Consider the following 25,026-nt stretch of genomic DNA (forward strand, 5'->3'; position numbering starts at 1 on the left):
ATATCGATTCGATAAGCACTACGTCGCTCTACACAGACTAGGCCCGCAAAGGACCAATCTCAATACTCAAAATCGCACTGCGCGTTGACGATTTTCATAATCAGCAGGCCTGGGGCCGTTGCTAGTATCGAGGCATCGCCAAGAACAATAAGGAAAACGCAGATGCCGTACTTCCCCGCCGTCGACAAGGTTCGCTACGAAGGCCCTGACAGCGACTCGCCCCTTGCCTTTCGTCACTACGATGCCGACAAACTGATTCTCGGCAAACCCATGCGCGAGCATTTGCGCATGGCGGCCTGCTACTGGCACACGTTCGTCTGGCCGGGCGCCGACGTGTTTGGTGTCGGCACTTTCAAGCGTCCATGGCAAGGTTCCGGGGACCCGCTGGAGCTGGCTATCGGCAAGGCTGAAGCAGCTTTCGAGTTTTTCTCCAAACTCGGCATCGACTACTACAGCTTCCATGACACCGACGTGGCACCGGAAGGCAGCTCGCTCAGGGAGTATCGCAACAACTTCGCGCAGATGATTGATCAGCTGGAACGTCATCAGGAGCAAACCGGGATCAAGCTGCTGTGGGGCACCGCTAACTGTTTCAGCAACCCGCGCTTTGCCGCAGGGGCCGCCAGCAATCCGGACCCTGAAGTATTTGCCTACGCCGCGACTCAGGTGTTCAGTGCCATGAACGCCACCCAGCGACTCAAAGGGGCCAACTACGTCCTGTGGGGCGGTCGTGAAGGCTACGAAACCCTGCTCAATACGGACCTCAGGCAGGAGCGCGAACAGTTGGGCCGCTTCATGCGTATGGTGGTCGAGCACAAACACAAGATTGGCTTCAAAGGCGACTTGCTGATCGAGCCCAAGCCGCAGGAGCCCACCAAGCATCAGTACGATTATGACAGCGCCACGGTATTCGGTTTTCTGCAGCAGTACGGTCTGGAAAAAGAGATCAAGGTCAACATCGAAGCCAACCACGCGACCCTGGCCGGACACAGCTTCCACCACGAAATTGCCACAGCAGTCTCGCTGGGGATCTTTGGCAGCATCGATGCCAACCGCGGCGACCCGCAGAACGGCTGGGACACTGACCAGTTCCCCAACAGCGTCGAGGAGATGACCCTCGCCACCTACGAGATTCTCAAGGCCGGTGGTTTCACCAATGGCGGCTACAATTTCGATTCCAAGGTCCGTCGTCAGAGCCTCGACGAAGTCGACCTGTTCCACGGCCACGTTGCCGCCATGGATGTGCTCGCCCTGGCGCTGGAGCGCGCAGCGGCCATGGTGCAGAACGATAAGCTTCAGCAGTTCAAGGACCAGCGCTACGCAGGCTGGCAGCAGCCGTTTGGCCAATCCGTACTGAGCGGAGGTTTCAGTCTCGCTTCGCTGGCCGAGCATGCGTTCGCCAACGACCTCAACCCACAAGCCGTCAGCGGTCGGCAGGAATTGCTTGAAGGAGTGGTCAATCGTTTTATCTACTCCTGAAGCAAGGCTGAACGGACGCCGCAGTGACATTCTCACGACAAATCTGTGCCCGCGGCGTCCGACAGCGTTTTACAGTTGCACCGGCATTACGCTGCACATCATGAAGTGTCTTTCGAACAACAATAAAAGGACGCACCCTATGAACACCCTGAAACGCACGCTGCTTGCCAGCGCTCTGGCCTTGCTGTCCCTGCCGGTCATGGCCGACTCCGCCCACCCGAAAATCGGTTTTTCCATTGATGACCTGCGTCTGGAACGCTGGTCACGCGACCGTGATTACTTCGTTGCGGCAGCGGAGAAACTGGACGCCAAGGTCTACGTACAGTCGGCGGATGCCAACGAGCAGAAACAGATATCGCAGATCGAAAACCTCATCTCTCGCGGCGTCGATGTGCTTGTCATCGTGCCGTTCAACGCCACCGTGCTGACCAACGCCGTTGCCGAAGCCAAGAAGGCCGGGATCAAAGTGGTATCTTATGACCGGCTGATCCTCAACGCCGACATCGACGCTTACATCTCCTTCGATAACGAAAAGGTCGGCGAAATGCAGGCCGGCGGCGTACTGAAAGCAGCGCCCAAGGGCAACTACTTTTTGCTGGGCGGAGCCCCCACTGACAACAACGCCAAGATTCTGCGCGAAGGTCAGATGAAGGTGCTGCAGCCAGCCATCGACAAGGGCGATATCAAAATCGTCGGCCAACAGTGGGTGAAGGAATGGAACCCCACGGAAGCCCTGAGCATTGTTGAAAATGCCCTGACCCGAAATAACAACAAGATCGATGGCATCGTTGCTTCCAACGACGCCACCGCCGGGGGCGCGATTCAGGCGCTGGCCGCACAGAAACTGGCCGGCAAAGTGCCTATCTCGGGGCAGGATGCGGACCTGGCGGCGGTCAAGCGGGTCATTGATGGCACCCAGACCATGACCGTCTACAAGCCGCTGAAGCTGATTGCCAGCGAAGCCGCCAAACTGTCGGTGCAACTGGTGCGCAACGAGAAGCCTGCCTTTACCGCGCAGTACGACAATGGCAGCAAGAAAGTCGACACCATCCTGCTGACCCCGACACCGTTGACCAAGGACAACATCGACCTGCTGGAGAAAGACGGGTTCTACACCAAGGCGCAGATGGGCGGCCAGTGAGCTATCGATAATCAGTCGATAGAAAGCCTGGGCCTGTGCAGAACGGCTGCGCAGGCTCAGGCACGCCCTTGGATCCCCGTGTGAGCCTGTGCCATGTCCGACTATCTGTTGCAAATGAACGGCATCGTCAAAACCTTTGACGGCGTCAAAGCCCTGAACGGCATTGACATAAAGGTCCGGCCCGGTGAATGCGTCGGCCTGTGCGGCGAAAACGGCGCGGGCAAGTCCACGCTGATGAAGGTGCTGTCAGCGGTTTACCCCTACGGCACCTGGGACGGCGAGATCCTCTGGGATGGTAACCCCCTCAAGGCGCAGTCAATCAGCGAAACGGAAGCAACCGGTATCGTCATCATTCATCAGGAACTCACGCTGGTGCCTGACCTGTCGGTGGCCGAAAACATCTTCATGGGTCATGAACTGACGCTCCCGGGTGGGCGCATGAACTACCCGGCCATGATCCATCGCGCCGAAGTGTTGATGCGTGAGCTCAAAGTGCCAGACATGAACGTGGCACTGCCGGTTTCCCAGTACGGCGGCGGTTACCAGCAACTGGTGGAAATCGCCAAGGCACTGAACAAGAAAGCTCGTCTGTTGATCCTCGACGAGCCGTCCTCTGCCCTGACACGCTCGGAAATCGAGGTGCTGCTGGACATCATTCGTGACCTGAAAGCCAAGGGCGTGGCGTGCGTGTACATTTCGCACAAACTCGATGAAGTGGCGGCCGTGTGCGACACCATTTCAGTGATCCGTGATGGCAAGCATATCGCCACCACCGCCATGTCGGGCATGGACATCCCGAAGATCATCACCCAGATGGTCGGTCGCGAAATGAGCAACCTTTACCCCACCGAACCCCATGAGATCGGCGAGGTGATTTTCGAGGCGCGGAATGTTACCTGTTACGACGTCGATAACCCCAGACGCAAACGGGTCGACGACATTTCGTTTGCTCTCAAGCGCGGGGAAATTCTCGGCATTGCCGGGCTGGTAGGCGCGGGTCGCACCGAACTGGTGTCCGCTCTGTTCGGTGCCTACCCGGGCCGATATACCGGTGAAGTGTGGCTGGACGGCCAACCTGTCGACACGCGCACGCCGCTCAAATCAATCCGCGCCGGCCTGTGCATGGTCCCGGAAGACCGTAAGCGTCAGGGCATTATTCCGGACCTGGGCGTTGGTCAGAACATCACCCTCGCGGTTCTCGATACCTACTCGAAAATGACCCGCATCGATGCCGAAGCCGAGCTGGGCAGCATCGACCGGGAAATCTCGCGCATGCACCTCAAGACGGCCAGCCCGTTCCTGCCGATCACCAGCCTGTCCGGTGGCAACCAGCAGAAAGCCGTGTTGGCGAAGATGCTGCTGACCCGCCCGCGCGTTCTGATTCTCGACGAACCGACCCGCGGCGTCGATGTGGGTGCCAAGTACGAGATTTACAAGCTGATGGGCGCGCTGGCGGCCGAAGGTGTGTCAATCATCATGGTCTCTTCGGAGCTGGCCGAAGTACTGGGAGTCTCCGACCGTGTGCTGGTGATTGGCGAAGGCCAGTTGCGCGGCGACTTCATCAACCATGAACTCACTCAGGAGCAGGTGCTCGCCGCTGCGCTCAGCCACCCCGATGCCCCTGACAATAATGCCCGGAAGACCGCATAGATGAACCAGGTCAAACAGTTCTTCACCCGCTACAAAATGCTTGCGCTGGTGATTGCCATCGCAGTGATCTGGCTGTTCTTCAGTTGGCAGACCGATGGAGGGTTTCTGACCCCGCGCAACCTTTCCAACCTGCTGCGGCAGATGTCCATCACCGGCATTCTGGCTTGCGGCATGGTATTGGTGATCATCAGTGGCGAGATCGACCTGTCGGTGGGGTCATTGCTGGGCCTGCTCGGGGGGCTGGCGGCGATTCTGGATGTGGTTTACCACGTGCCGCTGCTGGCAAACCTGAGCGTGGTTGCGCTATGTGGGCTGATGATTGGCCTGGCCAACGGCTACATGACGGCCTACCTGCGCATTCCCTCCTTCATTGTCGGGCTGGGCGGTATGCTGGCCTTTCGCGGCATTCTTCTGGGGATTACCGGCGGCACGACCATCGCCCCGGTATCGCCTTCGCTGGTCTACGTCGGCCAGGGATATTTGCCGCACTCTGTCGGTACAGCGCTTGGCGTACTATTGCTGGCCCTGACGCTGTTCCTGACCTGGAAACAACGGCGCAACAGAGCCCTGCACGGGCTGGCGGCACATTCGATGATCCGTGATGTGTTACGCGTAGTATTGATCGGCGCTGTGTTGGGCGGGTTTGTCTATGTGCTCAACAGCTACGACGGAATCCCCGTTCCGGTATTGCTGTTGCTGGTCCTGCTCGGTGTGTTCAGTTATGTCACCAGCCAGACGGTTTTCGGACGGCGCGTCTATGCGGTGGGCAGCAACATGGAAGCCACGCGGTTATCCGGCATCAACGTACAGGCCGTAAAACTGTGGATCTTCGGCATCATGGGCGTCATGTGTGCCTTCGCCGGGCTGGTCAATACCGCACGCCTTGCTGCAGGCTCGCCCTCGGCCGGCAACATGGGCGAACTGGACGCCATTGCCGCCTGCTTTATCGGCGGCACCTCCATGCGCGGTGGCTCGGGCACTGTCTACGGTGCCCTGCTTGGCGCGCTGGTCATCACCAGTCTCGATAACGGCATGTCCATGCTCGACGTCGACAGTTACTGGCAGATGATCGTCAAGGGCGGCATCCTCGTGCTGGCGGTGTGGGTGGACGTGAGCACACGGGCCGGACGGCGGTGATTCGCAGAAGTCAGAGGTTGTGCTGAACACTTTATTCTGGAGTTTCCGGTCTCGACAGGTCCCACAGGTTAATCGAGATACCGGGAACCACAGCGTGCGTTCCGGCCGCTCACCGTCGATATGGTTTTCTACGGATACTGGCAATGAACTCATCCTCCACTCTACAAAAGCTGCTTGATAGGCGTGGTCAGGCGGCCAACGGAAATTCTGCGACACAGGCCGTACAGTGGCAGGAAGGAATGAACCTCACGCTGCATGTAAACGGCGATAGCCTCACGATGTTGGCAGAGACCATCGATCTGCGTGCCGACCCTCAGGACGACATCCTCTTGCGCAAGCTGCTTGCCCATGCTTTTCCGGGCCTGCGGCTACGACGCGGCGCGTTGACCATCAACCCGGGCGAGAACACGTTGGTGTATTCCTACGAGCATGACTTTCTCGCACTGGACAAGACCCGATTCGAAAATCTGCTGGCTAACTTTGCCGAAACAACGCAGGAGTTGCGTAACACCGCGCAGCGCCTGCGTTACCGCTGAGGACAGAGCCCATGTTGAACAAGCCGACGTTGAACGAGATTTCCCCTACCGCACAAGCCGCTGCTTCCCATGCCGTCGAGGGCCCCACAAGCCCCACGCCAATGCGACTGGATGCAGCGCAAGGTCAGCGATCACTGCCACCGATGGACGCGCCATCGTCGCTACGCCTACGAGCGTCCGGCACATCGTCAGGTGGAGAACCGCAGGCGGCTCAGGAAAACTCAGGCAGCGCGGCTGCAGACAACAATGGAGCCGCACGCGCTCGGCGAGAGCCGGGGATTGATCCAGTCAGGCTTTTTGTGAAACTGATGGTAGGAACCCTTGCGCTCTCGACAGGATGTCGATTGACAAGGCATCCGGATGATTTTGCAAAAGATCCTGGAGGCAGTATATGGGCGGCCATGAGTTTAAAGCATCGCTCTTCTCAGAACGATCTGGATCAGGGAAACAGAACGGTTCTGGAGCGTTACGGCGCCTACATTCCCAAAGACAGTAACTGTTTCAAAGCAAAGGCAGACGTCACTCACGACATTCCCCCTGGCGTCGCAGGTCAGTGGAACGTTAAAACCCGTCAGGTGAAGCTGAACCCCAACATTGCGCTTGAAAGTCACCCGGCCGAGGTCGCAGGGCACGAGTTCATACACTGTTACACCCACCCGGAGTTCAGGGGTCGTCACATTGATCATCGGCACTGGAAAGCCTTGAACGAAGGCCTGACCACTCATCTGACGGAAAAACTACCCACGCCGAAACGCCTCTTGCCTATCCCTCTGGCCAAAGACCCCTATCACGGTTTCAAACTGGCCACAGGAGACTCATGGCCCGCTGCGGCGAAACGTATTGAAGGTGCTGTCGGCGAAGATACGCTGCTGAAAGCGTTCTTCGGCGGCGACGATGACGCCATCAGTGAAGTCGCCAAAGCCGCTGCCCAGATCTATCCCCGGCTTGCGTCAAGCCGCACCGAGCAGGAGTTGTACAGAGCCGGAATGATGCGCGGCTCGCAGCAATTGGCTGAGTGTTATGCCGGTGCCTTGCTCGCCAGCGGCCAGCCTTTGCCCGAGAGCTGGTCACGCAATATGCTCCCGGTGTTCAGTTTCTCGGACATGCAACCCGAGCAGGCGAAAAAGGCGCAATTGCAAGCAGAGCAGAGCCAGGAGCGAATGGGCATCATATTTGATGCGGCATTTTTCTCACCAGACCTGAAGACCCAACGACAGGCATTGGGCATGCTGCGCGAAGATCTACTGATGCACTGGGAAAACGTTGTGCCCGATAAAGGCTGATCCATCGAAGCCCTCGCTTTAAAGGCTACCGGGAAGGAAAGGTGCTCAAGCCTGCCTGGCCGCTACCGCTTCCACTTCGATCAGCGCACCGGGCAACGGCAGCGCCACTACCTGCAAAGCGGTGCGCGCGGGTTTCAAGGGTTGCTCGGGGGTGCCGAAAAACTGCGTGTAACCGGCCTGCAGGCCTGCAAAGTCAAGCTTGCCGCCGGTTTCCTCGGCCCCCACCAGAAACACCCGCAACTGCACGATATCGCCCAGATCAAGGTCCTGTTGCCGGAGGATATTGCGCAGTTTGTTGAACACCGAAACGCTCTGCACTTCAGTGTTGCCATAGGCGGCAGGCGTACCCGCCGGAGCGTGTGGGTCGGCAAGGTCGGGCAAAGTGCCGCTGATGAACACCAGGCTGGCCGAGGCAGGCACGGTCACGGTTTGCGAGATTGGAAAATCGCCGACGCTGGTACGTTGAATGCTGTCGCTCATGGTGTCACTCCTCAATGGATGTTGATGCTGCAATAAAGGCTCAGGACGCCGTGAGGGCCGCCGTCTGTCGTTGCTGGATGACCCGCTCGGCCAGTTGCCCGACCACATGGCGCGCCGAATTGGCGGCTGATTCCTGCCAGATACCCACGCCGCTCTGCACCAGCCCGTCGCCAGCGAAGTAAACCCGGCCATGAGGTTCATCCAGCAAGGCGCTGGCGTCGGCCGGGAAATGTTCGCGTTGCAGCCACGGGCCTTCGCTATAAGGAATCTGCTCCCAGGACACGGCCAACGGGTTACGCAAGTGATGCGAGTAACCGGGATGCAGCAGTTCGACCGCCTCTCTGGAGGCTGCGTATTGCGCCTCGAACGGTTTCGCGCCGAACACGTCGGCACCCTCCCCGGTCACGTAACCGGCGACGAGCAGGCCATCGCGGGTGTTCAAGTCATTGCTCGGGTACCACAGCAGGCGCGCCGGATGGTCGATCCAGGACAACCCGCCATAGGTGCGGTAATCGGTTTCCCAGAAGCGCGGGGATTGCCACGCCACCTTGGTCGCCTGATCGTTGCGGGTGCTCAGCAAAGCGGCCTTTACCGGATTACTGAAGTCGGTATCCAGCCTGGCCAGCAACGGCAACGGCAGGGTCGACACCAGATAATCGGCGCGTACTACCTGTTCGCGGCCGCTGTGTCTGTCGTGATAGGTGACCGCCACACCGTCTTCCAGTTGACGAATCTGGCGCACCTGCGCGCCCAGTTGCACCTGTTCAGTGAGGCGCTGGTAAAAGGCGTCGGTGATGCGGTCCATACCGCCGACCGGCTGAAACATGGTCGCCGAGAACTCGGGAAACTCAGTGTGCAGCAGCGCGCCCCACAGCTCGGGATGCAGCAGGCGCTCCAGCCCTACCGGCTGCGCACTGGTCGGCAATGCCCCCGGATGCGAGAGCGACTCCTGATGTCCAGAACGCAGGCTGCCCTCATAAGCCAGTTCCTGCGAGAGGTCGCCATACACCTGCAAAAACGCCAACAGGCGCTGACGCTCTTCGCCGCTCAACACATCGTCCAGAGCATCGCGCTGCACCGCCGTGGCCAGTAGACCCGAGAGGTGGCCGCGGGCGTCGTTGATAGCCTGGCCGACAGTGAACGCGGGCTGTTGCAGGTCCGGGCGGACCTGAGCGCCATGGCTGCTGTTGACCAGCACTTCAAGCGGCACCCCCAGCTCGCTGCAATAGTCGAGCAGCGTGCGGTGCTGGCTGGGAATCCGCGCTGGCCCGGCATTGAAATACAGCCCGGGATCAAAGCCCACGGTCTGCGTGCGACCGTCCTTGTAGTCCACCTGATCGCCGCTGCGTAACGTCCAGTTGCGGCCGCCCACTCGATCACGGGCCTCCAGCACTTGCACAGTAAATCCTGCCCGCGTCAATTCCAGCGCAGTCACCAGCCCGGCGATTCCGGCACCCAGCACCAGTACGCGAGTGCCCTGCCCCAGCCCGTTTCCGAGTTTCAGAGGTTTTGGCCGCCGGTGTGATGAAGGCCCCAGCCCCAGTACCGCAAGCGCGTCCTTGACGGCTTTTTCGCCACCTACCGCAGCAATGCTGGAAAGTGCTTCACGTCGTGTCAGTCCCATATCATTTGCTCCCTTGAAGTCCTCAATCCGGTAAGCCGGGCGGGTTGATCAGCGACTTGTCGACGCGCTCCACATCCAGGCCCCAGCGCTGCAACACTTGCTCGTACTGCCCGCCGGCAATCGCGCCTTCAAGGGCGGTATGAATCGGTTTGACCAGACCGTTGTCCTTGCGCGTGGTCACTGCGATATCAGCCTGCAATGGCCAGCCGCCGTTAACCGTGCCGACCCGCTTGATGCCTCCGGTGATGGCGGCCGAGTAGGCATACACCGAATTGGGCCCGAACAGCGCATCACTGCGACCCGACTGAATGGCAAGCTGCGCAGCCGCCTGATCATCGAAATACTGCAACAGCGCAGGCTTGATACCAGCCTTTTCGTTAGCCTCGTTCCACGCCAACAGGACCTTTTCCTGATTGGTGCCGGAGCCGACGATGATCTTCAGCCCCGCGATGTCCGACGCCTGTTTTATCTCGCTGATTTTGCTGTTGGTCTTGACATAGAAGCCCAGGACATCCTGGCGGTAGGTGGCGAAATCGAAGCGTTTCTTGCGCGCTTCGGTCACGGTGACGTTACTGATGACTGCGTCGTATTTGCCCGAACTGACGCCCAGTGGCCAGTCCTCCCAACTGGTCTGCACCACGTTCAATTGCAGGCCCAGGCTGTCCGCCACCAGTTGCGCGGTGTCGGCCTCGCTGCCGATGGTGGTCTTGTCATCATTGGCCAGCAGCGCCAGGGGCGGCCCCGCCACACCGGAGACGGCTACGGTGAACTTGCCTGGCTGGGCAAACTTGAAGCCCGCCGGGATCTGCGCAATGGCCGCTTCGTTGCGCGGTACATGAATGCGTTGCCGGTCAGGACTGAGGTCGACCGGTTGCGCGGTGGAAGCAAAAGCACTTTGCGCCACGCTGACGGCTATCGTCAGCAGGGCTACGCGGGCGGTATTCACTAGCATCAGCAATCACTCCTTGAAAGCGGGAAATTCACAGCACCTTGCCGAGAAAGGCAGCGGTGCGAGGGTGTCGGGGATGGTGGAAAACCTGTTCCGGCGGCCCTTGCTCAATCAACTGGCCTTCGCACAGAAACACCACGTGATCCGCCACTTCCCGGGCAAAGCCGATCTCGTGGGTCACTACCACCAGCGTGACACCCAGTTGCGTGAGCCCTTTGATGACATCCAGCACCTCGCCGACCAGCTCGGGGTCGAGGGCTGAGGTAGGTTCATCAAACAGCAGCACCTTGGGGTCCAGCGCCAACGCACGGGCAATGGCGACGCGCTGTTGCTGGCCCCCGGAAAGCTGGCGTGGGTAAGCGTCCACCTTGTCTGCCAGGCCAACCCTGGCCAGCAATTCACCTGCTCTTGCCTGCGCCTCCGCCTTGCTCCAGCGTTTATGGGCCAACGGTGCTTCAGCAATGTTTTCCCAGGCGGTAAGGTGCGGGAACAGGTTGAAATTCTGAAACACGAAGCCAACCTCGATGCGCCGCTTGAGGATTTCACGCTCCTTGAGCTCATAGAGCAGATCACCCTTGCGCCGATAACCAACGTAGTCGCCGTCGATGGTGATGTAACCGCTGTCGATCTTTTCCAGGTGGTTGATGGTGCGCAACAGCGTGGACTTGCCCGAGCCGGACGGCCCGAGAATCACCGTGACCTTGCCCGGTTCAATGCTCAGGTCAATGTCCTTGAGCACCTGCTGGCTGCCAAAGCGTTTGCCCACGCCCTGGATCTGAATGCGCCCTGCGCGCACGGGTGCAGAGGCTTCACTCATGATGCTTCTCCTTCAACCAGCCGCGCACTCGCTGCAAGGGCGTGGGCGGCAAAACACGCGCCGTGCCACGAGCAAAGTGTCGCTCGACGTAGTACTGCGCGCTGGTCAACAGCGTGGTGATGATCAGGTACCAGACAGTGGCAACAATCAGCAGCGGAATCACCGCCTGGGTACGGTTGTAGATGACCTGCACGGTGTAAAACAGCTCTGGCAAGGCCAGCACGTAAACAATGGAGGTGCCTTTGACCAGGCCGATGATTTCGTTGAAGCCCGAAGGCAGGATCGAGCGCAGTGCCTGGGGCAGAATGATGCGGAAAACCCGACGCGAAGCCGGCAAGCCAAGGGCTGCAGCGGCTTCATGCTGGCCAGCATCGACACCGATCAGCCCGCCACGAATGATTTCTGCGGTATACGCCGCCTGCATCAGGCTCAAGCCCAGGACCGCCACGGTGAATTGACTTAGCACGTCGACCGTTGACCATTCGGCGAAGACCAGATCGGTAAACGGCACGCCCAGTACGATGTGGTCGTACAGGTAGGCGAAGTTGTAGAGAATGATCAACACCAGCAGCGCCGGCATCGAGCGAAAAAACCAGATGTAGCCCCAGGCCAGCGCCGCCAGCAGCGGTGAGCCCGACAGGCGTGCCAGCGCCAGCGCCGTGCCGAGAATAATACTGAACACGGTGCTGAGCAGTGTCAGCAGCAACGTCTGGGCCAGGCCGCGCAGCACTGACGGCGAGAAGAACCATTGCCCGAACACGCCCCACTCCCAGCGCGGATTGGTCGCCAGCGAATGCACGATGGCGACCAGCACCAGTGCAGCGAATATCGACCCCACCCAGCGACCGGGATGCCGGGCGGGTACTACTTGCAACGCCTTGATCGGTGGTTGTGCTACCCGGCTCTGGCGCAGCGGGTAACGGCTGGTCTCGTCGATGAAGTCATAGGGTTTGGCGACAGTGGGCATGCTTGTTCCTCGCACTCAATAGGGGTTTTCAGGTGCTGGCCTTAAAAGGCGTAAGTCAGCCGGGTGTAGTAGTAACCGCCGGTAAAACCGTAGGGCGAATAGGTGCCGTAACTGCTGACCATGGTGCTGCTGGGAACCCCCTGTTTCTTTGGATAGATGTCGAACAGGTTCTTTGCGCCGATGGCAACGTTGAGGTTTTTGCTGAGGTTGTAGCCGAGGTCCAGATCGGTGATCCACTTGGCGCTGTACACCCGATCCAGATCGCGATTGGCTGAGGAATTGACCTCTTTGTAGGAACCGTAACGGGTCAGCGCCAGGTTCAGGTTGAAGCGCTCGATGCTCCAGTCGCCGCCCAGAATCAGTTTGGTACGCGGCTGCACGCCGGTAATCAGATTGCGCGCTTCGCGGTCCATCAGCTCATAGGACGTACCGCGGATCGAGGTGGATTCCTTGTAGCTGAGGATCTTTGTCTGGTTCCAGTTGAACGCCGCTGTCCACTTCACTGACCCGTACTGCCCAAGGTCCTGACGGTAGTTGCTGACCAGATCCAGCCCCTTGGTGCGGGTGTCGGCACCGTTGATGAAATACTGGCCGCCCGACGTCGAATCGATGCCGTTGTTGAGCAGCACCTGAGTGACCTCATCACCCAGCAGGGTGCCGGTCAGAGTGATGCGGTCACGCAGATTGATCACGTAGGCATCGGCGGTCAGGGTCAACTGATCGGTAGGCGTCAGGGTGAAACCGAGGCTGAAATTGGTGGAGCGCTCCGGCTTGAGGTCCTCGGCACCTAACGCTCTGGCGGCACCCGAGCCGGTCGGCAGTACGCCGTAATTGATCGACTGATACACGCCGTCCACCACGCCGTAAGTGGTCGAACGTGCACTGAACAGACTGTTGGCCAGGGATGGCGCACGAAAGCCATTGCTGACGGTGGCGCGAACGGCGAACTGCGGGGTGAAGTCGTAGCGTGTGGTCAGCTTGCCGCTGCGGGTCGCACCCACACCTTGGTTGTAATGTTCATAGCGCAGTGCGCTGCCGACATACCAGTCAGGCACAGGGTTGAAGCCTACGTCGACATAACTGGCGACACTGTTGCGCGAGGCGCTGCTTTCTTCATCCGGCGAAATGCCGTTGGTGACCTGCGCACCTGACGATGCACAGTTGCCCGGTGCGACGCAGTAACCACCGTTGGCATAGGATTCATAGTCGCCCGCCTGCACCTCATAGGTGTCGCGTCGATGTTCAAGGCCGTAGGACACGTCGAGGGGCTTTTGCAGGCCGATGTCAAAGCCGCGCTTGAAGTCCAGATTGGTGGTCAGCTCGGTGGAAATCCACGTTCCTGATGTGAAGCTGTTGGGCGTGGCCTCACCCAGCGACGGGTTCTGGTTATGCGTGGTGCCCTGCTCCGCCTCGTTGCGCCCGTAAGTGCTGGACAGATCCCAGTCCCATTCACCAAACGTGCCTTTGCCACCAAACGCAGCCTGAAAATCGTCTTCGTCGATGTACCAGGTCGGTGTGTATCCCGCCGGATAACCATTGGGCCCGGTGGTGATCGTATTGGTAATGGTCGGCAGGCGAAAATTCTGCCCCTGCTCGGCCTTGCGACGCGAATAGGTGGTGAAGGAATACAGACTGAAACTGTCATCGATCGGCAGCTCGGCGTTGTAGCCCAGGGTCAGCAGATTGGTTTTCGGCGTGCCGTAACCGCCATACGTGGACTTGCCCGCCAGGTCGTAGGCTTGTTCGTAGCTGTAGCCATTGGCGCTGGCCTTGTTGTCGTCATTCTGGCTGCGGGCATCCAGCGCCAGTTGCACGATACCGCCGTCGCCAATCTCGAAGCCTTTATTGAGGCTTTGCTGCACGGTCTGCTTCTTGCCGTCATAACCGAGCCCGGCGTTGGTCACCGAGGTGCCGCTGGTGTCGGCCTTGAGGATGACGTTAATCACCCCGGCAATGGCATCGGAGCCATATTGAGCCGCGGCACCGTCACGCAGCACTTCTACATGATCAATGGCGCTGATCGGGATCAGATCGAGGTCTGCCGGCGCAGCGCCGGTGTTGATGCCGTTGATATTAAGAGTCGCGCTGGTATGGCGGCGTTTGCCATTGACCAACACCAGCACCTCGGCGGCACTCAAACCACGCAAGTTAGGCGCACGGGCAATGCCGCTGGCGTCCCAACCAGTTTTTTCCGGCAGTGTCAGTGATGGAATCACTGCGCTCAATGCCTCCATCAGACCCGGCTTGCCAGTGCTCTGTAATTGCCTGGCACTGACCACATCGATCGGCACCGGGCTGCTGGTCACAGTGCGCTGCTCGGCACCGCGATTACCAGTGACCACCACGGTGGACAAGGTACGACGCTCATCCTCGGAGGTTTTTTCCTCGGCCTGAATCGTCCCTGACAGCAAAACGCTCCCTATCGCCAACGCCAGCGGGCAGTAGCCCAGCACGGCAGTCGAGGCTCGGGCACGGTGTAAAGCTTGCTTCATATTCACTCCAGACATGGCCGTCATTGAAGCCATGCATGCAAATCGCAAAGTCGGGCGTTCCTGCTGTCGTAGGGACAGCGCGGTACGCACGTTTCAGGCTGTGCAGGTAAAACCTGCGCGATGAGCTAGCGGTGGGGTGAGAAGCCGGTTGGCGGCAGAAGTGACGCGCAGCGCCTGTCAACAGCAGGGCGAGAGGAATAAAGCCAGTGGCAGGATTGAACAGACAACATACGTTGAACTCCCTTCCAACGATTCTGCTTGAGGGGAATGGTTTATCCCTCGGTCATGGCGCACTCGACGGCGGCCTGATGCGCAGAATCCTGATAACGATTGGTACCATCCGAGGTAAGGGGTAGGCTGTTGAAACCAAACATAACGGAATCAATTTCGAAAATATAATTCTATTTGGTCATAAGCTAATATTATTATTTTTGATTTATATTTATTTTATTATTCACAAATAGCATTTTCAGTTCTCAGGTGTCTGACTGACAGGAAGACCCGATTATCAGGCCGGGCTTCCCAAGGCTGCTTTACTTTGAGAGCAACAACTCAATCAGCTCATCCGAGCCTCTGGAAATACCCGCCTGCGCCGCCGACAAACGCCCGAAGGTCGAGCTTATGTCATAAACCTTTGGATATTGCCGAGTGACATAGGACTCCAGAAGCTGCGAAGTGGACGCATCGTAGATCTCGACGGCATAGCTGACGGACCCGGTAAACGTACCTTCACGGTCTCTGGAGGCCTGAACGAGGTTATATGACCCCATGCCGATATCGAATCGGGAGAATGTAGACAGCCCGGTAACAGTGGTCTCGGCCCCGGTCAGGGTGAGGCGAATGCGCATTGTCCCGCGTGAAGGTGTGTCGGTGAACCGGAAATGCTTGCCCAGGGCTTCAGAGAACCTGACTGTCATGTCGTTGGCCAGGACGGTCTTTTCGTTGCGCTCCAGGTCTGAAAATTGCGCATCCGCTCCCGAGTAGATCACCACAGGTTCAAGCATTACTTTATCGTATTGGTTCCATTTGACTGACGTCGAGTACTTGAAGGGAATACGACCCGAGCTGTCCTGTTTGTTGGGCCGCATTTCAAGTGATGACTCGATTCCTGAATAAGGCGACGGCTCGTGACTGGCACACCCCGTGACCAGAAAAACCAATAACAACAGCCCGGCCAACTTCATGTTTTTAACGTAGTGCATGCAGAACTCTCCAGCGTGATCAGGTTATTGAAATTCAAGCACTCACCGTCAATCCCCGAGCCCGACTACTATCAGGCACGCACCGTCACGGGCAGTACCTTTGAAGGGCACTGGTAATATCCCGGGACTGTTTATCCAGAAGCACGCTTTCCAAGGGCACTGTATCTCGGAGCACTCTCTTGCCTGATGCAGGGCCATCCATGATCGCGACGTACCGCGTTGCACGGCATTTAATCGATCATCATCAGACTGCTCTGCGAGGCGCTGCCGGACTGTTCTGGATATGTGTCAGTCTGCAATGAACTGCGAGACCACCAAAACTGTACCGACGTGTATAGTTTTAAACCGTTGGCGATGGGTCGTCAACCTAAAATGTACACATCGGTATGCTTTTGAAGAGTTTACTATTCGCATCAAGCGGGCTGAACCCGTCAGCCCCTTGAACGGCAATCATTCCAGATTCCGCGAATCAGATCCTTGAGTAACAGTGCCTCGCTCCAGCGATCTGAAATTTCGCGCCCGTCACTCCCTGTGATTGCATACGGGGGCGGGCCCAGCTCGCACGTGAAAGACAGGCTGGCTGGTTTATTCGGTCGAGCCAGCCAATCTTCAATACCGTAACGCCACCAGGCTGAAAACCGCTCAAGCCAGGGGCGGTGTTGTGCAAAGCTCAAAGGCACCTGCACTTGTTCACTATTGGCTATACGGCCGTGAAAGCCCCAACTATGGCGCAAGATGCTGTGAATGTGCTCGTCGTCCTCGGCCGTCGCCGACTCGGGCAACTCCCGACCTACCACGTAGTGGGACAAATCAGCCAGCAGTTTGAGGTCCGGCATCTGCGCCAGCACGTCGAGGGTAAACAACAGATCACTGGTAAGGCGGTAACGGTGAGTTTCCAGCAGAACCGGAAAGTCCACCTGCTCGGCCAGACGCTGCCAGCCCTCGATCAACGTGACCGCCTGGGCCAGCGTCCGCGGACGTGCATCGGCCTGCAGAGTCAGGTGATGACAACCGTAGCGGCAAGCAACTTCAAGCGCCCTGTCCAGATCGGCCACTGTCTGTGGGAATAGCTGACCTTCAATCTGTAAGCCACGGGCCTCTGCGGCGGCATGCAGCCGCATGACATCGGGGGCATGCCAGTAATGGTCGGTGATCCCGTCAAAGCCGGCAGCGGCAATTCTGTCCAGTTGCGCCTCGATGGGAAGGTCACACTGGCCACGATGGTCCTGCATGGCCCATAGCGACTGAAATACCAGAAATGTGTCCATGTCAGAGCCTCAGCAGTTGTTTGAGCGAACACTCGGGGTCGTTGAGCATGGTGACGCTCAGCGGAGTTCGGGCAACGATCAGGCGCTCACACAGCTTGATATCTTTGGCAACGCTGTTGCCCAGCGCCAGGCCACAGGCCCCCTGCAGTCGTTGTTGCGCATCCAGGTAGAACAGCAACCGCCCACCGCAGGCCAATGCGCGGCTGGCTGAAGGCAGGGGCTGCGTGGTTACACCGACTGTCTGCACGCTCCAGTCGTACTGATCGGACCAGAAGCCGGGCACGTCCTGGAACGGAAGATCGTACCCCAGCATATTCAATGCGCTGTGGCGCCCCTGCGCTTCGGCGTTGCGCCAGGTCTCCTGCCGCTGATATGCCCCCTCCGGGTGCAGGCGATACTCACACACATCACCGGCGGCGAAGATGTCCGGGCAGCTGGTGCGCAGTCGATCGTCGACACGAATCCCTTGCCCCACGGCAAGGCCAGCCGCTACTGCAAGCTCGATGTTCGGCTGCATGCCAACGCCGACAACCACTGCGTCACAAGGCACACTCCGGCCGTCGACCAGCAGCACTGACTCGGCGCGCTCATTGCCTTGCACGTCTTCAAGCACGACATTGAGTTGTACATCGACGCCGTGCTGCCGATGCAAATCCAGCAATGCCCGGGACACTTCTTCAGGCAAGACGCGCCCGGCCAGACGAGGGCCTGCTTCGAGCAACGTCACCTGGCAGCCTAGAGCCCGCGCCGTCGCCGCAACTTCAAGGCCAATGAACCCGGCACCGATGATCACCAGGCGTGAACCGTGGATCAAGGCACCCCGCAACGCCAATGCTTCATCGTGGGTGCGCAGGTAGAAAACATTGCTCAGGTGCCTGGGGATCTGTGCCAGGCAACGCGCCCTGCCCCCGGTCGCCAACAGCAATCGGCTGTAAGGCAATTCATCGCCGTCAGCCAACTGCAGGCGATGACCCTGCGGGTCGAGGCTCTTTACCGGATTGTCGGTCAGATGCTCGATACCCAGCTCAGTGAGGCGCGTGTCCGCACACAGGCTGCAACCGGCCAGGTCCACGGAGCCTCGCAGCACGCCCTTGGACAAAGGTGGGCGCTCATACGGCACGTGCGGCTCGGCGCCGATCAGTATCAGTCGGCCGGCGTAACCCTGATCGCGCAAGGTCAGCGCTGCACGGCCACCTGCATGACCCGCGCCAACGATAATCAATGGAGCATTCATGGCATGCACTCCTGATTTTCAGTCACTGACCGCAAGCAAAACCCGCCCGGCTTCGACCCGTACGGCAAAGGTCTTGAGATTGACGCACACGGGTGCTCCCAGGGCTTTGCCATTGCGATAGTCGAAGCGGCCGTTATGTTTAGGGCATTCGATGACGTGATCTATTACCAGCCCGTCGGCGAGGTGAATCTTTTCGTGGGTGCACAGGCCCGCCGTGGCGAAAAATTCGTTGTCGGCGGAACGGTATACGGCATAGGTATGCGGGCCGTGATCGAAGCGAATGACGTCTTCTTCATCAATTTCGCCCACGGCGCATACATCAATCCATTGATTGTTCATGGTTTTTCTCTCTCGTTCGGGTACAACCGGAAAGTGTCAGCCGGAGGTCGCTTCAGGCTGGGGACGTGCGGTGGTGGCAGGCGCTGAAGCATGTGACACCTGGCGCTTGATGAAGTAGGTCGGGTCGCGGCGCTGCCTCAGGAGGGTTGGAATAATTTCCTTGAAGGCTTCGCCGAGGCTGGCATAAGGCGGCGGACAGTCGTGGCGGATCTCTTCATGAAGTTGCGCCAACGCGTGATACGGCACCATCGGGTACATATGGTGCTCAAGGTGGTAGTTCATGTTCATGTACAGAAAGCGCAGCACGCGGTTCATGTAGATAGTGCGGCAGTTGCTGCGATGATCGAGCACGTCTTCAGCCAGCCCCACATGTTGAGTAAGGCCGAACAGGTAAGACAGCCAGCCGCCATAAAGCATGGGCAAACCGACGTACATGAGGGGTAACCAGCTTTGCAGATACAGTGCCGCAGCAACCACTCCGGCATAAATAGCGAGCCAGATACGCGCGGCCAGAAACACTCTGGGCCATTCGGACACCGGGATGAAATCCTTCTCTTGCTCGCTCATGTGCGCAAAAGCATGTCGGCACACGCCGCCCATTGTTTTGATCAGCAAGGGAATCTGAAACAGGCTCAGGAACATCATCACAAGGCTCGGCGGCCGTGGCTCGACAATTTCCGGGTCGCGACCTACCACGATAGTGTCGGTATGATGCCGCGCATGGCTCCAGCGCCATACATGTGGCTCGAACATGCACATGAAACTGGCCACCTGGTACAACCCGTCATTCATCCACCGGGTCTTGAACGCGGTGCCGTGGCCAGTCTCGTGCCAGCGCGGGTTGGAGGCTGTGGCGTAAAGAACGCCGTAAGCCAGGAAGAACGGCACACATGCCCAGGAACCCCAGAACCAGTAGCCGCCAAAACCGCTGACCAGCAGCGCCAGCAACCAAATGGCAGTGTCGAGCAAGGCCGGGCCGTCGCGGCGCTGCATCAATTGTTTCATGCGTTGACGAGAGATGGGCGACTGGTACCACTCGGCAGATACCAGGCCTTTTTCTGCTGCACGGGCAGCTTCGGGGCCGGTCAGGCTATAGTCGCGCTGACAGGCTGCAGTGTCTTGAGGCATTGTTATTATTCTCCGCAAGTGTGAAGTTTCAGGAACTTTGCGTAAGAAAATATAGAGAGCACCCACCCCCCTCTCAAGGCCTTGAATACATTCACTATCAAGCTATCATCGAGCATCTGCGGTGCTTGATAGTTTTCTATCAAGCCGCTTCAAGGGCATGTCATGAATAACAATAAGCGCCCCACCATCGCGACTGTTGCCGCGCAGGCAGGCTTGAGTGTCGCGACTGTCGATCGCGTGCTCAACGCCCGCGCTCCGGTAAACCCCGCTACCGCCGAGCAGGTGCTGAAGGCCGCGGAAGCAGTGGGTTATTTCGCCGCACGGCTGATTGCGCAGCGCATTGTCGAGCAACGTCCCACTTACCGTTTCGGCATTCTGTTGCTGAACACCGCCCAGGCGTTCTATGCCAACCTCGCTCAGGCCATTGGCCAGGCCGCGCAACGTCGTATCGGGGCCAATCTGACCTGCCAGTTCGAATACGTGACTGATCGCAGCCCGGCCGCCATCGTTGCCCAACTCGAACAACTGGCAGTGCAATGTGACGGCCTGGCGGTGGTCAGCTTCGCCCACCCGCTGATCAACGCTGCTCTTGAACAGATTCGCCAGGCTGGCGTCCCGGTGATAGCGCTGCTTTCAGACATTCATGAGAAGGCCGATGAGCCTTACGTCGGTCAGGACAATTATCAGGTCGGACGCACCATGGGCTGGCTGCTGGCACGTACCTGCGGTGCTCGCAAAGGCAGCATCGGCATTCTGCTCGGCGGCCATCGCTTTCTCGGTCATCAGGCGCGGGTTGAAGGGCTACACAGTTACCTGGCAGAGCATGCGCCGGGGTTACGTCCTCTGGTGCCGCTGATCAACCTCGACAACTGTGATATCACCGAAGAGGCGAGCCTGGAATTGCTGGGCAATCATGACGATCTGCGCGGGCTGTGCGTGGTGGGCGGTGGTGGCGACGGCATCATCAGTGCTCTCTCGCAACTGCCCAGACGTCCAGCGCTGTGCTGCATTTTGCAGGAGTCCACCGAACTGTCGCGCCTCGCACTCGCGAACGGGCTGGTTGACGTGGTGATCGACTCCCAGCCTCTTCAAATTGCCGAGGCACTGGTAAATCTGCTGATCGAGTTGCAGACCGTCAACAGCTTCGATCCGCTCAGGCACCGGGTGTATGTACCGCTACAGATCGTGACCTCGGAGAATACCGACGCCTGACCGGCGTCAGAGCCCTCGAAAATCGGCGGCGTTCAAGCCGAATCGACTCATTTTGTTGTACAGCCCGCCGCGGGAAACGTTCAGCTGTCGAGCAGCGAGGCGAATGTTGCCTCGGGTGCTTTCGAGCGCCGCAATAATCGCGTGCATTTCGTGGGTGCCAAGGTCATGGGCCGCCAAAGGCACTGGCAGCCGGCCCGGCACCGCGGGGCCGCTCCGCTGCCTGATTTCAAGGGGCAGATCGGCGGGCTGGACGAGCTCACCCGTGGCCAGATTGGTCGCGCGCTCAATGCTGTTTTCCAGCTCTCGCACGTTGCCCGGCCAGCTATAAGCCACCAGCAATTCCAGGGCTTGCGCAGAAAGCCCCAGCACTGACTTGCGCAATGAACGGGCACAACGATCAAGAAAATGTTGCGCCAGCAAGGCAATGTCTTCCCGACGCATACGCAGCGGCGGTACGGTCAGGTTGAGCACGTTGAGTCGGTAATACAGATCTTCACGAAAGGCGCCTTCGGCCACTGCCTGACTCAAGTTACGGTGAGTGGCGGCAATGATGCGTACATCCACTGGTCGCGAGCTTTTCGCCCCGACCCGGGTCACTTCGCCCTCTTGCAACACCCGTAAAAGGCTGACCTGCGCATCGAAGGACATGTCGCCGATCTCATCAAGAAAGATCGTGCCGCCATCGGCCAGTTCGAACTTGCCCGCCGACCCGCCTTTAGCCGAACCCGTGAATGCGCCCTCGACATGGCCGAACAGCTCGCTTTGCACCAGGTCCCGGGGAATCGCACCGCAGTTGACCGCCACAAAAGGCCCGCTATTGCGGTCACTCGCATTATGGATCGCCTGGGCGAACAACTCCTTGCCGGTGCCGCTTTCGCCAAGAATCAAGGTGGTGGAATCGCTGCGACTGGCGATCCGCCCAAAATGCACGGCATCTGCAATCGCCCGTGAACGGCCCTGAATGGTCTCGAACGTGTAACGGGCCTGAGTGCCGATAATTCGCCGGGTGATCTCCCGAATGCGCCGATTTTCTCGCAGCGACACCACGCGCCCGCCCTGCTCCAGTGGGCATACCGAAACCAGACAGGACAACTGGCTGAAATCATGCAGTTCAAAGGTGCAGTCCAGGTCCCGCAGCCCTTCACCGATACGCGCCAGAATCTGTTCGTTCAAATCACTGCGCCCCAGACGCTGGAACGGGCTGCCCAGCAAATCCAGGCCGACCCGAAAAAGCTGCCGGGCATAGCGATTGAGCGCTTTTATACAGCCTCGTTCGTCCAGTACCACCAAACCTTCGTTGAGCACTTCGAGAACGGTTTGCTGTTCTTCCAGCAGCGCCTGCAAGGCCATTTGCCGCGAGACGGCCTCGGCCGCCGCCTGGACAGTGCCGAGCGTATGAAAATGGAACCAGCCAGGTTCTGCGGTCAGGGTCAGCATCGCCAGGGTCTTGCCTTGGGCATTGCGGATGGGCGCCGCAGCGCAATGCATTCGCCGCTGACGAAGGCCTGTACCGAAGTTTTCCTCTGCCAGTACATACACCAGGGAATCTTCAGCCAGGGCCAGCCCGGTGCAGTTGGTGCCCTGCACCGACTCCAGCAAACGCGTACCCACCGGCGTCAGATCCAGCCCGCAAAAATACAGTGTGGTGCCCTCAGCATCGGTGAGGTTGATATGGCCTCTCGGGTTATAGGCAAGCAAGCCGCGCATCACTTGAGCTGCTGCGGCAATCAAAACCCGATTGGCCGCCAGAGTAGCCGCAAGGTGTTGAGGGTCGACAAACCGGTAGTCGCTGTCTTCAGGGTTCACGCCGCCTGCGATGCTGCGTCCCCAGGAATCCCAAATAACCTTCCTGACCGTCGCCGGGCGCTCGTCAACGCCACTCAGGCGCGCCCGCCAGGCCTGCTCCAGTTCGGGTATGGGACCGCTGTTGAGTGCCACGGTCCCCAATGCGGTGAGGTATCCGAGGTCTTGCACGCTGAAGGTCGCAGACTGTGAGGACATTGATGTATCCATGTTCATATATTCAACATGTCAGTATAGACATGTCATTAAAATGAACACCTTTTGACTGGAAATTTTTAATAAACTTTTAAAATCAATAGCTTAAGTTATGGCATGGCCTTTGCTCTCCCCCTTTGCCCGGCGCGCTTACGGCCGGAAAATAATCGAACAACAATTAAAAAGGGTTATTTCATGAGCAAAAAAATTCTCCGCCTTGGTCTGATTGGCGCCGGTCGCATGGGCAGCTTCCACGGCCAGACCGCCGCCCACCATATTCCCGGTGCCTGCCTTGCGGCCATCGCCGACCCCACTCCGGGCCAGGCGTCGCGTCTGGCCGCAGAGTTAGGGGTAGATCGGGTTTACACCGACCCTCAGCAATTGCTGGACGACCCAGACCTGGATGGCGTGCTGATCGCTGCCCCCGCGCGCAGCCACGCAGAATTGGTCATCAGCGCGGCGCGGGCCGGCAAGGGCGTTTTTTGCGAGAAACCCATGGCGATCACTCTCGAGGAAGCCGACCGCGCTATCGCTGCGGCCGCCGATGCCGGCGTGCCCTTGCAAGTCGGTTTCAATCGTCGCTTCGCCAAAAGCTTTCGTACGGCTCATCTGAACGTGGTTGAGGGGCGTATAGGTACACCGCAACTGTTGCGCTCGTTAACCCGAGATCCTGCGCTGAACAATCCGGCAGCCTCGCCGCAATGGGTGATCTTTCTTGAAACGCTGATTCATGACTTCGATACCCTGCGCTACCTGAACCCCGGCGCCGAGGCAGTCAGCGTGTTCGTCATGGCTGATGCGCTGATTGCACCGGATTACAAGAACAATGGGTTTCTGGACACAGCGGTGGTGATGATCCGCTTCGACAACGGTGCCATTGCCACCGCTGAAGCCAGCTTTCAGGCGGTCTACGGTTACGACGTCCGGGGCGAGGTCTTCGGCAGTGCCGGCATGTTGACTATGGGCAACGTCAGTGAATCTGATCTGACCCGTTATCTGGCCAATGGCATACAGGCCGACTCCCAACGACTGGACACCGACCTGCTGCGTGACGCCTACATCGCCGAACTCAATCATTTTGCCGACTGCCTGCGTACCGGGGCCAAACCCCTGGCCAGTGGCGAAGATGCCCGAGCGGCGCTGGCCATTGCCCGCGCCTGCATCGAGTCGTTCCAGCAAGGCCGACCGGTGGCGGTGTCACGAGGAGTCTGCGCATGAGCTCCATACCGTTCACATTAGCGGTCAGCGCCGAGATGGTGTTCCTGGATTTACCCTTCACCGAGCGTGTCAGGCGTATTCACGAGCTGGGCTTTAGCGCCGAAATATGGAGCTGGGCCAATAAGGACATCACAGCGCTGGCTGCCACAGGGGCGAATTTCACCTCCATGACCGGCTACACCCACGGCAATCTGACCGATGCCGACGCAATCCAGCACCTGCTGGACAGCGCACGCGAATCCCTCGCGGTTGCCGCCCGGCTCAATTGCCCGAGCCTGAACCTGCATGGCACGGGCCTTGACGACAAAGGTCTGCCCGTCAATCCGGTGGCTCATGTCAATGGACGCATGTGGCTGAGTGCCTGCAAAACGCTGGAAAAACTCGCTCGCCTTGGCGAAGAGGCAGGCCGGGTATTCTTGCTGGAAAACCTGAATACCGAGGTCGACCACCCCGGCACCCCGTTCGCTCGCGCTGAAGACACATTGGCCCTGATCGAAGCCGTGGGCAGCCCGCACCTGAAAATGAACCTGGACCTTTATCACGCGCAAATCGGCGAAGGAAACCTGATCGAACTCATCCAGCGCTCAGGCAGCGCCATAGGAGAAATCCAGGTCGCCGACGTTCCCGGTCGCCAAGAGCCCGGTACAGGGGAAATTCATTATCCCGCCATTGCCAGAGCGTTGTTCGATATCGGCTACACGGGTGTCGTCGGGCTTGAAGGCTGGGCCAGTGGCAACAGCGAAGCAGCACTGGAACGCTTCAAAAAAGCCTTCACCCTGGCTTGAGGAACACCTTGGCACGCTCTCGTGAAAAGCGCTGGAAACGTTCATGACAGGTCTTGGTGAACGTCACACATAACAACAAAAGGAAAC

General features: G+C 58.8%; 20 protein-coding genes and 1 pseudogene. 9 read left to right on the forward strand and 12 right to left on the reverse strand.

Translation table 11 applies throughout. The annotated features are described in order from the left end of the window. Positions 1-162 precede the first annotated feature (162 nt). The 6 genes from xylA (at position 163) to RYB66_RS14325 (ending at position 7,226) form a co-directional block, all read left to right on the forward strand. Positions 163-1,479, forward strand: coding sequence for a xylose isomerase (gene xylA / locus RYB66_RS14300; RefSeq protein ID WP_316894672.1), 1,317 nt, complete (start codon positions 163-165; stop codon positions 1,477-1,479). Between the two features lie 139 nt (positions 1,480-1,618). Beyond that, positions 1,619-2,620: a D-xylose ABC transporter substrate-binding protein gene (xylF, locus tag RYB66_RS14305; protein WP_054077933.1), complete on the forward strand. Its 1,002-nt coding sequence runs from the start codon at positions 1,619-1,621 to the stop codon at positions 2,618-2,620. A gap of 93 nt (positions 2,621-2,713) precedes the next feature. After that, positions 2,714-4,270 carry a D-xylose ABC transporter ATP-binding protein gene (xylG, locus tag RYB66_RS14310; RefSeq protein ID WP_316894674.1) on the forward strand — a complete coding sequence of 519 codons (1,557 nt, stop codon included), beginning with the start codon at positions 2,714-2,716 and terminating at the stop codon, positions 4,268-4,270. Further along, positions 4,271-5,407 (forward strand): sugar ABC transporter permease, encoded by a 1,137-nt coding sequence (locus tag RYB66_RS14315; protein ID WP_004667661.1) that lies wholly within the window; start codon positions 4,271-4,273, stop codon positions 5,405-5,407. It begins immediately after the preceding gene. A gap of 143 nt (positions 5,408-5,550) precedes the next feature. Continuing rightward, positions 5,551-5,943, forward strand: coding sequence for a CesT family type III secretion system chaperone (locus RYB66_RS14320; protein ID WP_225231678.1), 393 nt, complete (start codon positions 5,551-5,553; stop codon positions 5,941-5,943). Positions 5,944-6,086: 143 nt separating this feature from the next. After that, positions 6,087-7,226 (forward strand): type III effector, encoded by a 1,140-nt coding sequence (locus tag RYB66_RS14325; protein ID WP_234696685.1) that lies wholly within the window; start codon positions 6,087-6,089, stop codon positions 7,224-7,226. A 45-nt stretch (positions 7,227-7,271) separates the two neighbouring features. Here RYB66_RS14325 and RYB66_RS14330 read toward each other — a convergent pair whose 3' ends face one another. From RYB66_RS14330 to RYB66_RS14380, 11 genes are all read right to left on the reverse strand, one after another. Then, on the reverse strand, positions 7,272-7,706 hold the full coding sequence (locus RYB66_RS14330; protein ID WP_005733123.1) for a RidA family protein: 435 nt from the start codon (positions 7,704-7,706) through the stop codon (positions 7,272-7,274). A gap of 40 nt (positions 7,707-7,746) precedes the next feature. Beyond that, positions 7,747-9,330, reverse strand: a complete 1,584-nt coding sequence (locus RYB66_RS14335; RefSeq protein WP_005746432.1) for a flavin monoamine oxidase family protein — start codon at positions 9,328-9,330, stop codon at positions 7,747-7,749. 22 nt (positions 9,331-9,352) lie between these two features. Further along, entirely contained in the window at positions 9,353-10,282 is a 930-nt protein-coding gene (locus RYB66_RS14340) for an ABC transporter substrate-binding protein (protein WP_005733125.1), read from the reverse strand. A gap of 28 nt (positions 10,283-10,310) precedes the next feature. After that, complete coding sequence (locus RYB66_RS14345; RefSeq protein WP_057401204.1) at positions 10,311-11,096, reverse strand: amino acid ABC transporter ATP-binding protein; 786 nt, start codon at positions 11,094-11,096, stop codon at positions 10,311-10,313. After that, a complete protein-coding gene (locus tag RYB66_RS14350; protein WP_002553360.1) occupies positions 11,089-12,063 on the reverse strand; it encodes an amino acid ABC transporter permease in 975 nt (324 codons plus the stop codon). The genes RYB66_RS14345 and RYB66_RS14350 overlap by 8 nt, the downstream gene beginning before the upstream one ends. A 41-nt stretch (positions 12,064-12,104) precedes the next feature. Further along, positions 12,105-14,555, reverse strand: coding sequence for a TonB-dependent receptor (locus RYB66_RS14355; protein WP_316894676.1), 2,451 nt, complete (start codon positions 14,553-14,555; stop codon positions 12,105-12,107). Between the two features lie 533 nt (positions 14,556-15,088). Continuing rightward, positions 15,089-15,757, reverse strand: a complete 669-nt coding sequence (locus RYB66_RS14360) for a DUF3313 domain-containing protein (protein ID WP_316894678.1) — start codon at positions 15,755-15,757, stop codon at positions 15,089-15,091. Positions 15,758-16,188: 431 nt separating this feature from the next. After that, positions 16,189-17,025: a sugar phosphate isomerase/epimerase gene (locus tag RYB66_RS14365; RefSeq protein ID WP_316894680.1), complete on the reverse strand. Its 837-nt coding sequence runs from the start codon at positions 17,023-17,025 to the stop codon at positions 16,189-16,191. Position 17,026: 1 nt separating this feature from the next. Then, on the reverse strand, positions 17,027-18,259 hold the full coding sequence (locus RYB66_RS14370) for an NAD(P)/FAD-dependent oxidoreductase (RefSeq protein ID WP_316894681.1): 1,233 nt from the start codon (positions 18,257-18,259) through the stop codon (positions 17,027-17,029). A gap of 18 nt (positions 18,260-18,277) precedes the next feature. After that, positions 18,278-18,598: a MocE family 2Fe-2S type ferredoxin gene (locus RYB66_RS14375; RefSeq protein ID WP_003376651.1), complete on the reverse strand. Its 321-nt coding sequence runs from the start codon at positions 18,596-18,598 to the stop codon at positions 18,278-18,280. A 36-nt stretch (positions 18,599-18,634) separates the two neighbouring features. Next, on the reverse strand, positions 18,635-19,726 hold the full coding sequence (locus tag RYB66_RS14380; protein WP_316894683.1) for a fatty acid desaturase family protein: 1,092 nt from the start codon (positions 19,724-19,726) through the stop codon (positions 18,635-18,637). 121 nt (positions 19,727-19,847) lie between these two features. Here RYB66_RS14380 and RYB66_RS14385 point away from each other — a divergent pair. After that, positions 19,848-20,938, forward strand: a pseudogene (locus RYB66_RS14385) (LacI family DNA-binding transcriptional regulator). Positions 20,939-20,944: 6 nt separating this feature from the next. On the opposite strand, the gene RYB66_RS14390 reads toward RYB66_RS14385, so the two are convergent. Further along, positions 20,945-22,939, reverse strand: a complete 1,995-nt coding sequence (locus RYB66_RS14390; protein WP_057423228.1) for a sigma-54 interaction domain-containing protein — start codon at positions 22,937-22,939, stop codon at positions 20,945-20,947. 192 nt (positions 22,940-23,131) lie between these two features. Between RYB66_RS14390 and RYB66_RS14395 the strand changes: the two genes are divergently transcribed. Next, positions 23,132-24,154 carry a Gfo/Idh/MocA family oxidoreductase gene (locus RYB66_RS14395; protein ID WP_046832840.1) on the forward strand — a complete coding sequence of 341 codons (1,023 nt, stop codon included), beginning with the start codon at positions 23,132-23,134 and terminating at the stop codon, positions 24,152-24,154. Then, positions 24,151-24,939 (forward strand): TIM barrel protein, encoded by a 789-nt coding sequence (locus RYB66_RS14400; protein ID WP_005777002.1) that lies wholly within the window; start codon positions 24,151-24,153, stop codon positions 24,937-24,939. The genes RYB66_RS14395 and RYB66_RS14400 overlap by 4 nt, the downstream gene beginning before the upstream one ends. Positions 24,940-25,026 lie beyond the last annotated feature (87 nt).

The organism is Pseudomonas syringae group sp. 243L2 (assembly GCF_032587875.1).
Lineage (GTDB): Bacteria > Pseudomonadota > Gammaproteobacteria > Pseudomonadales > Pseudomonadaceae > Aquipseudomonas > Aquipseudomonas amygdali.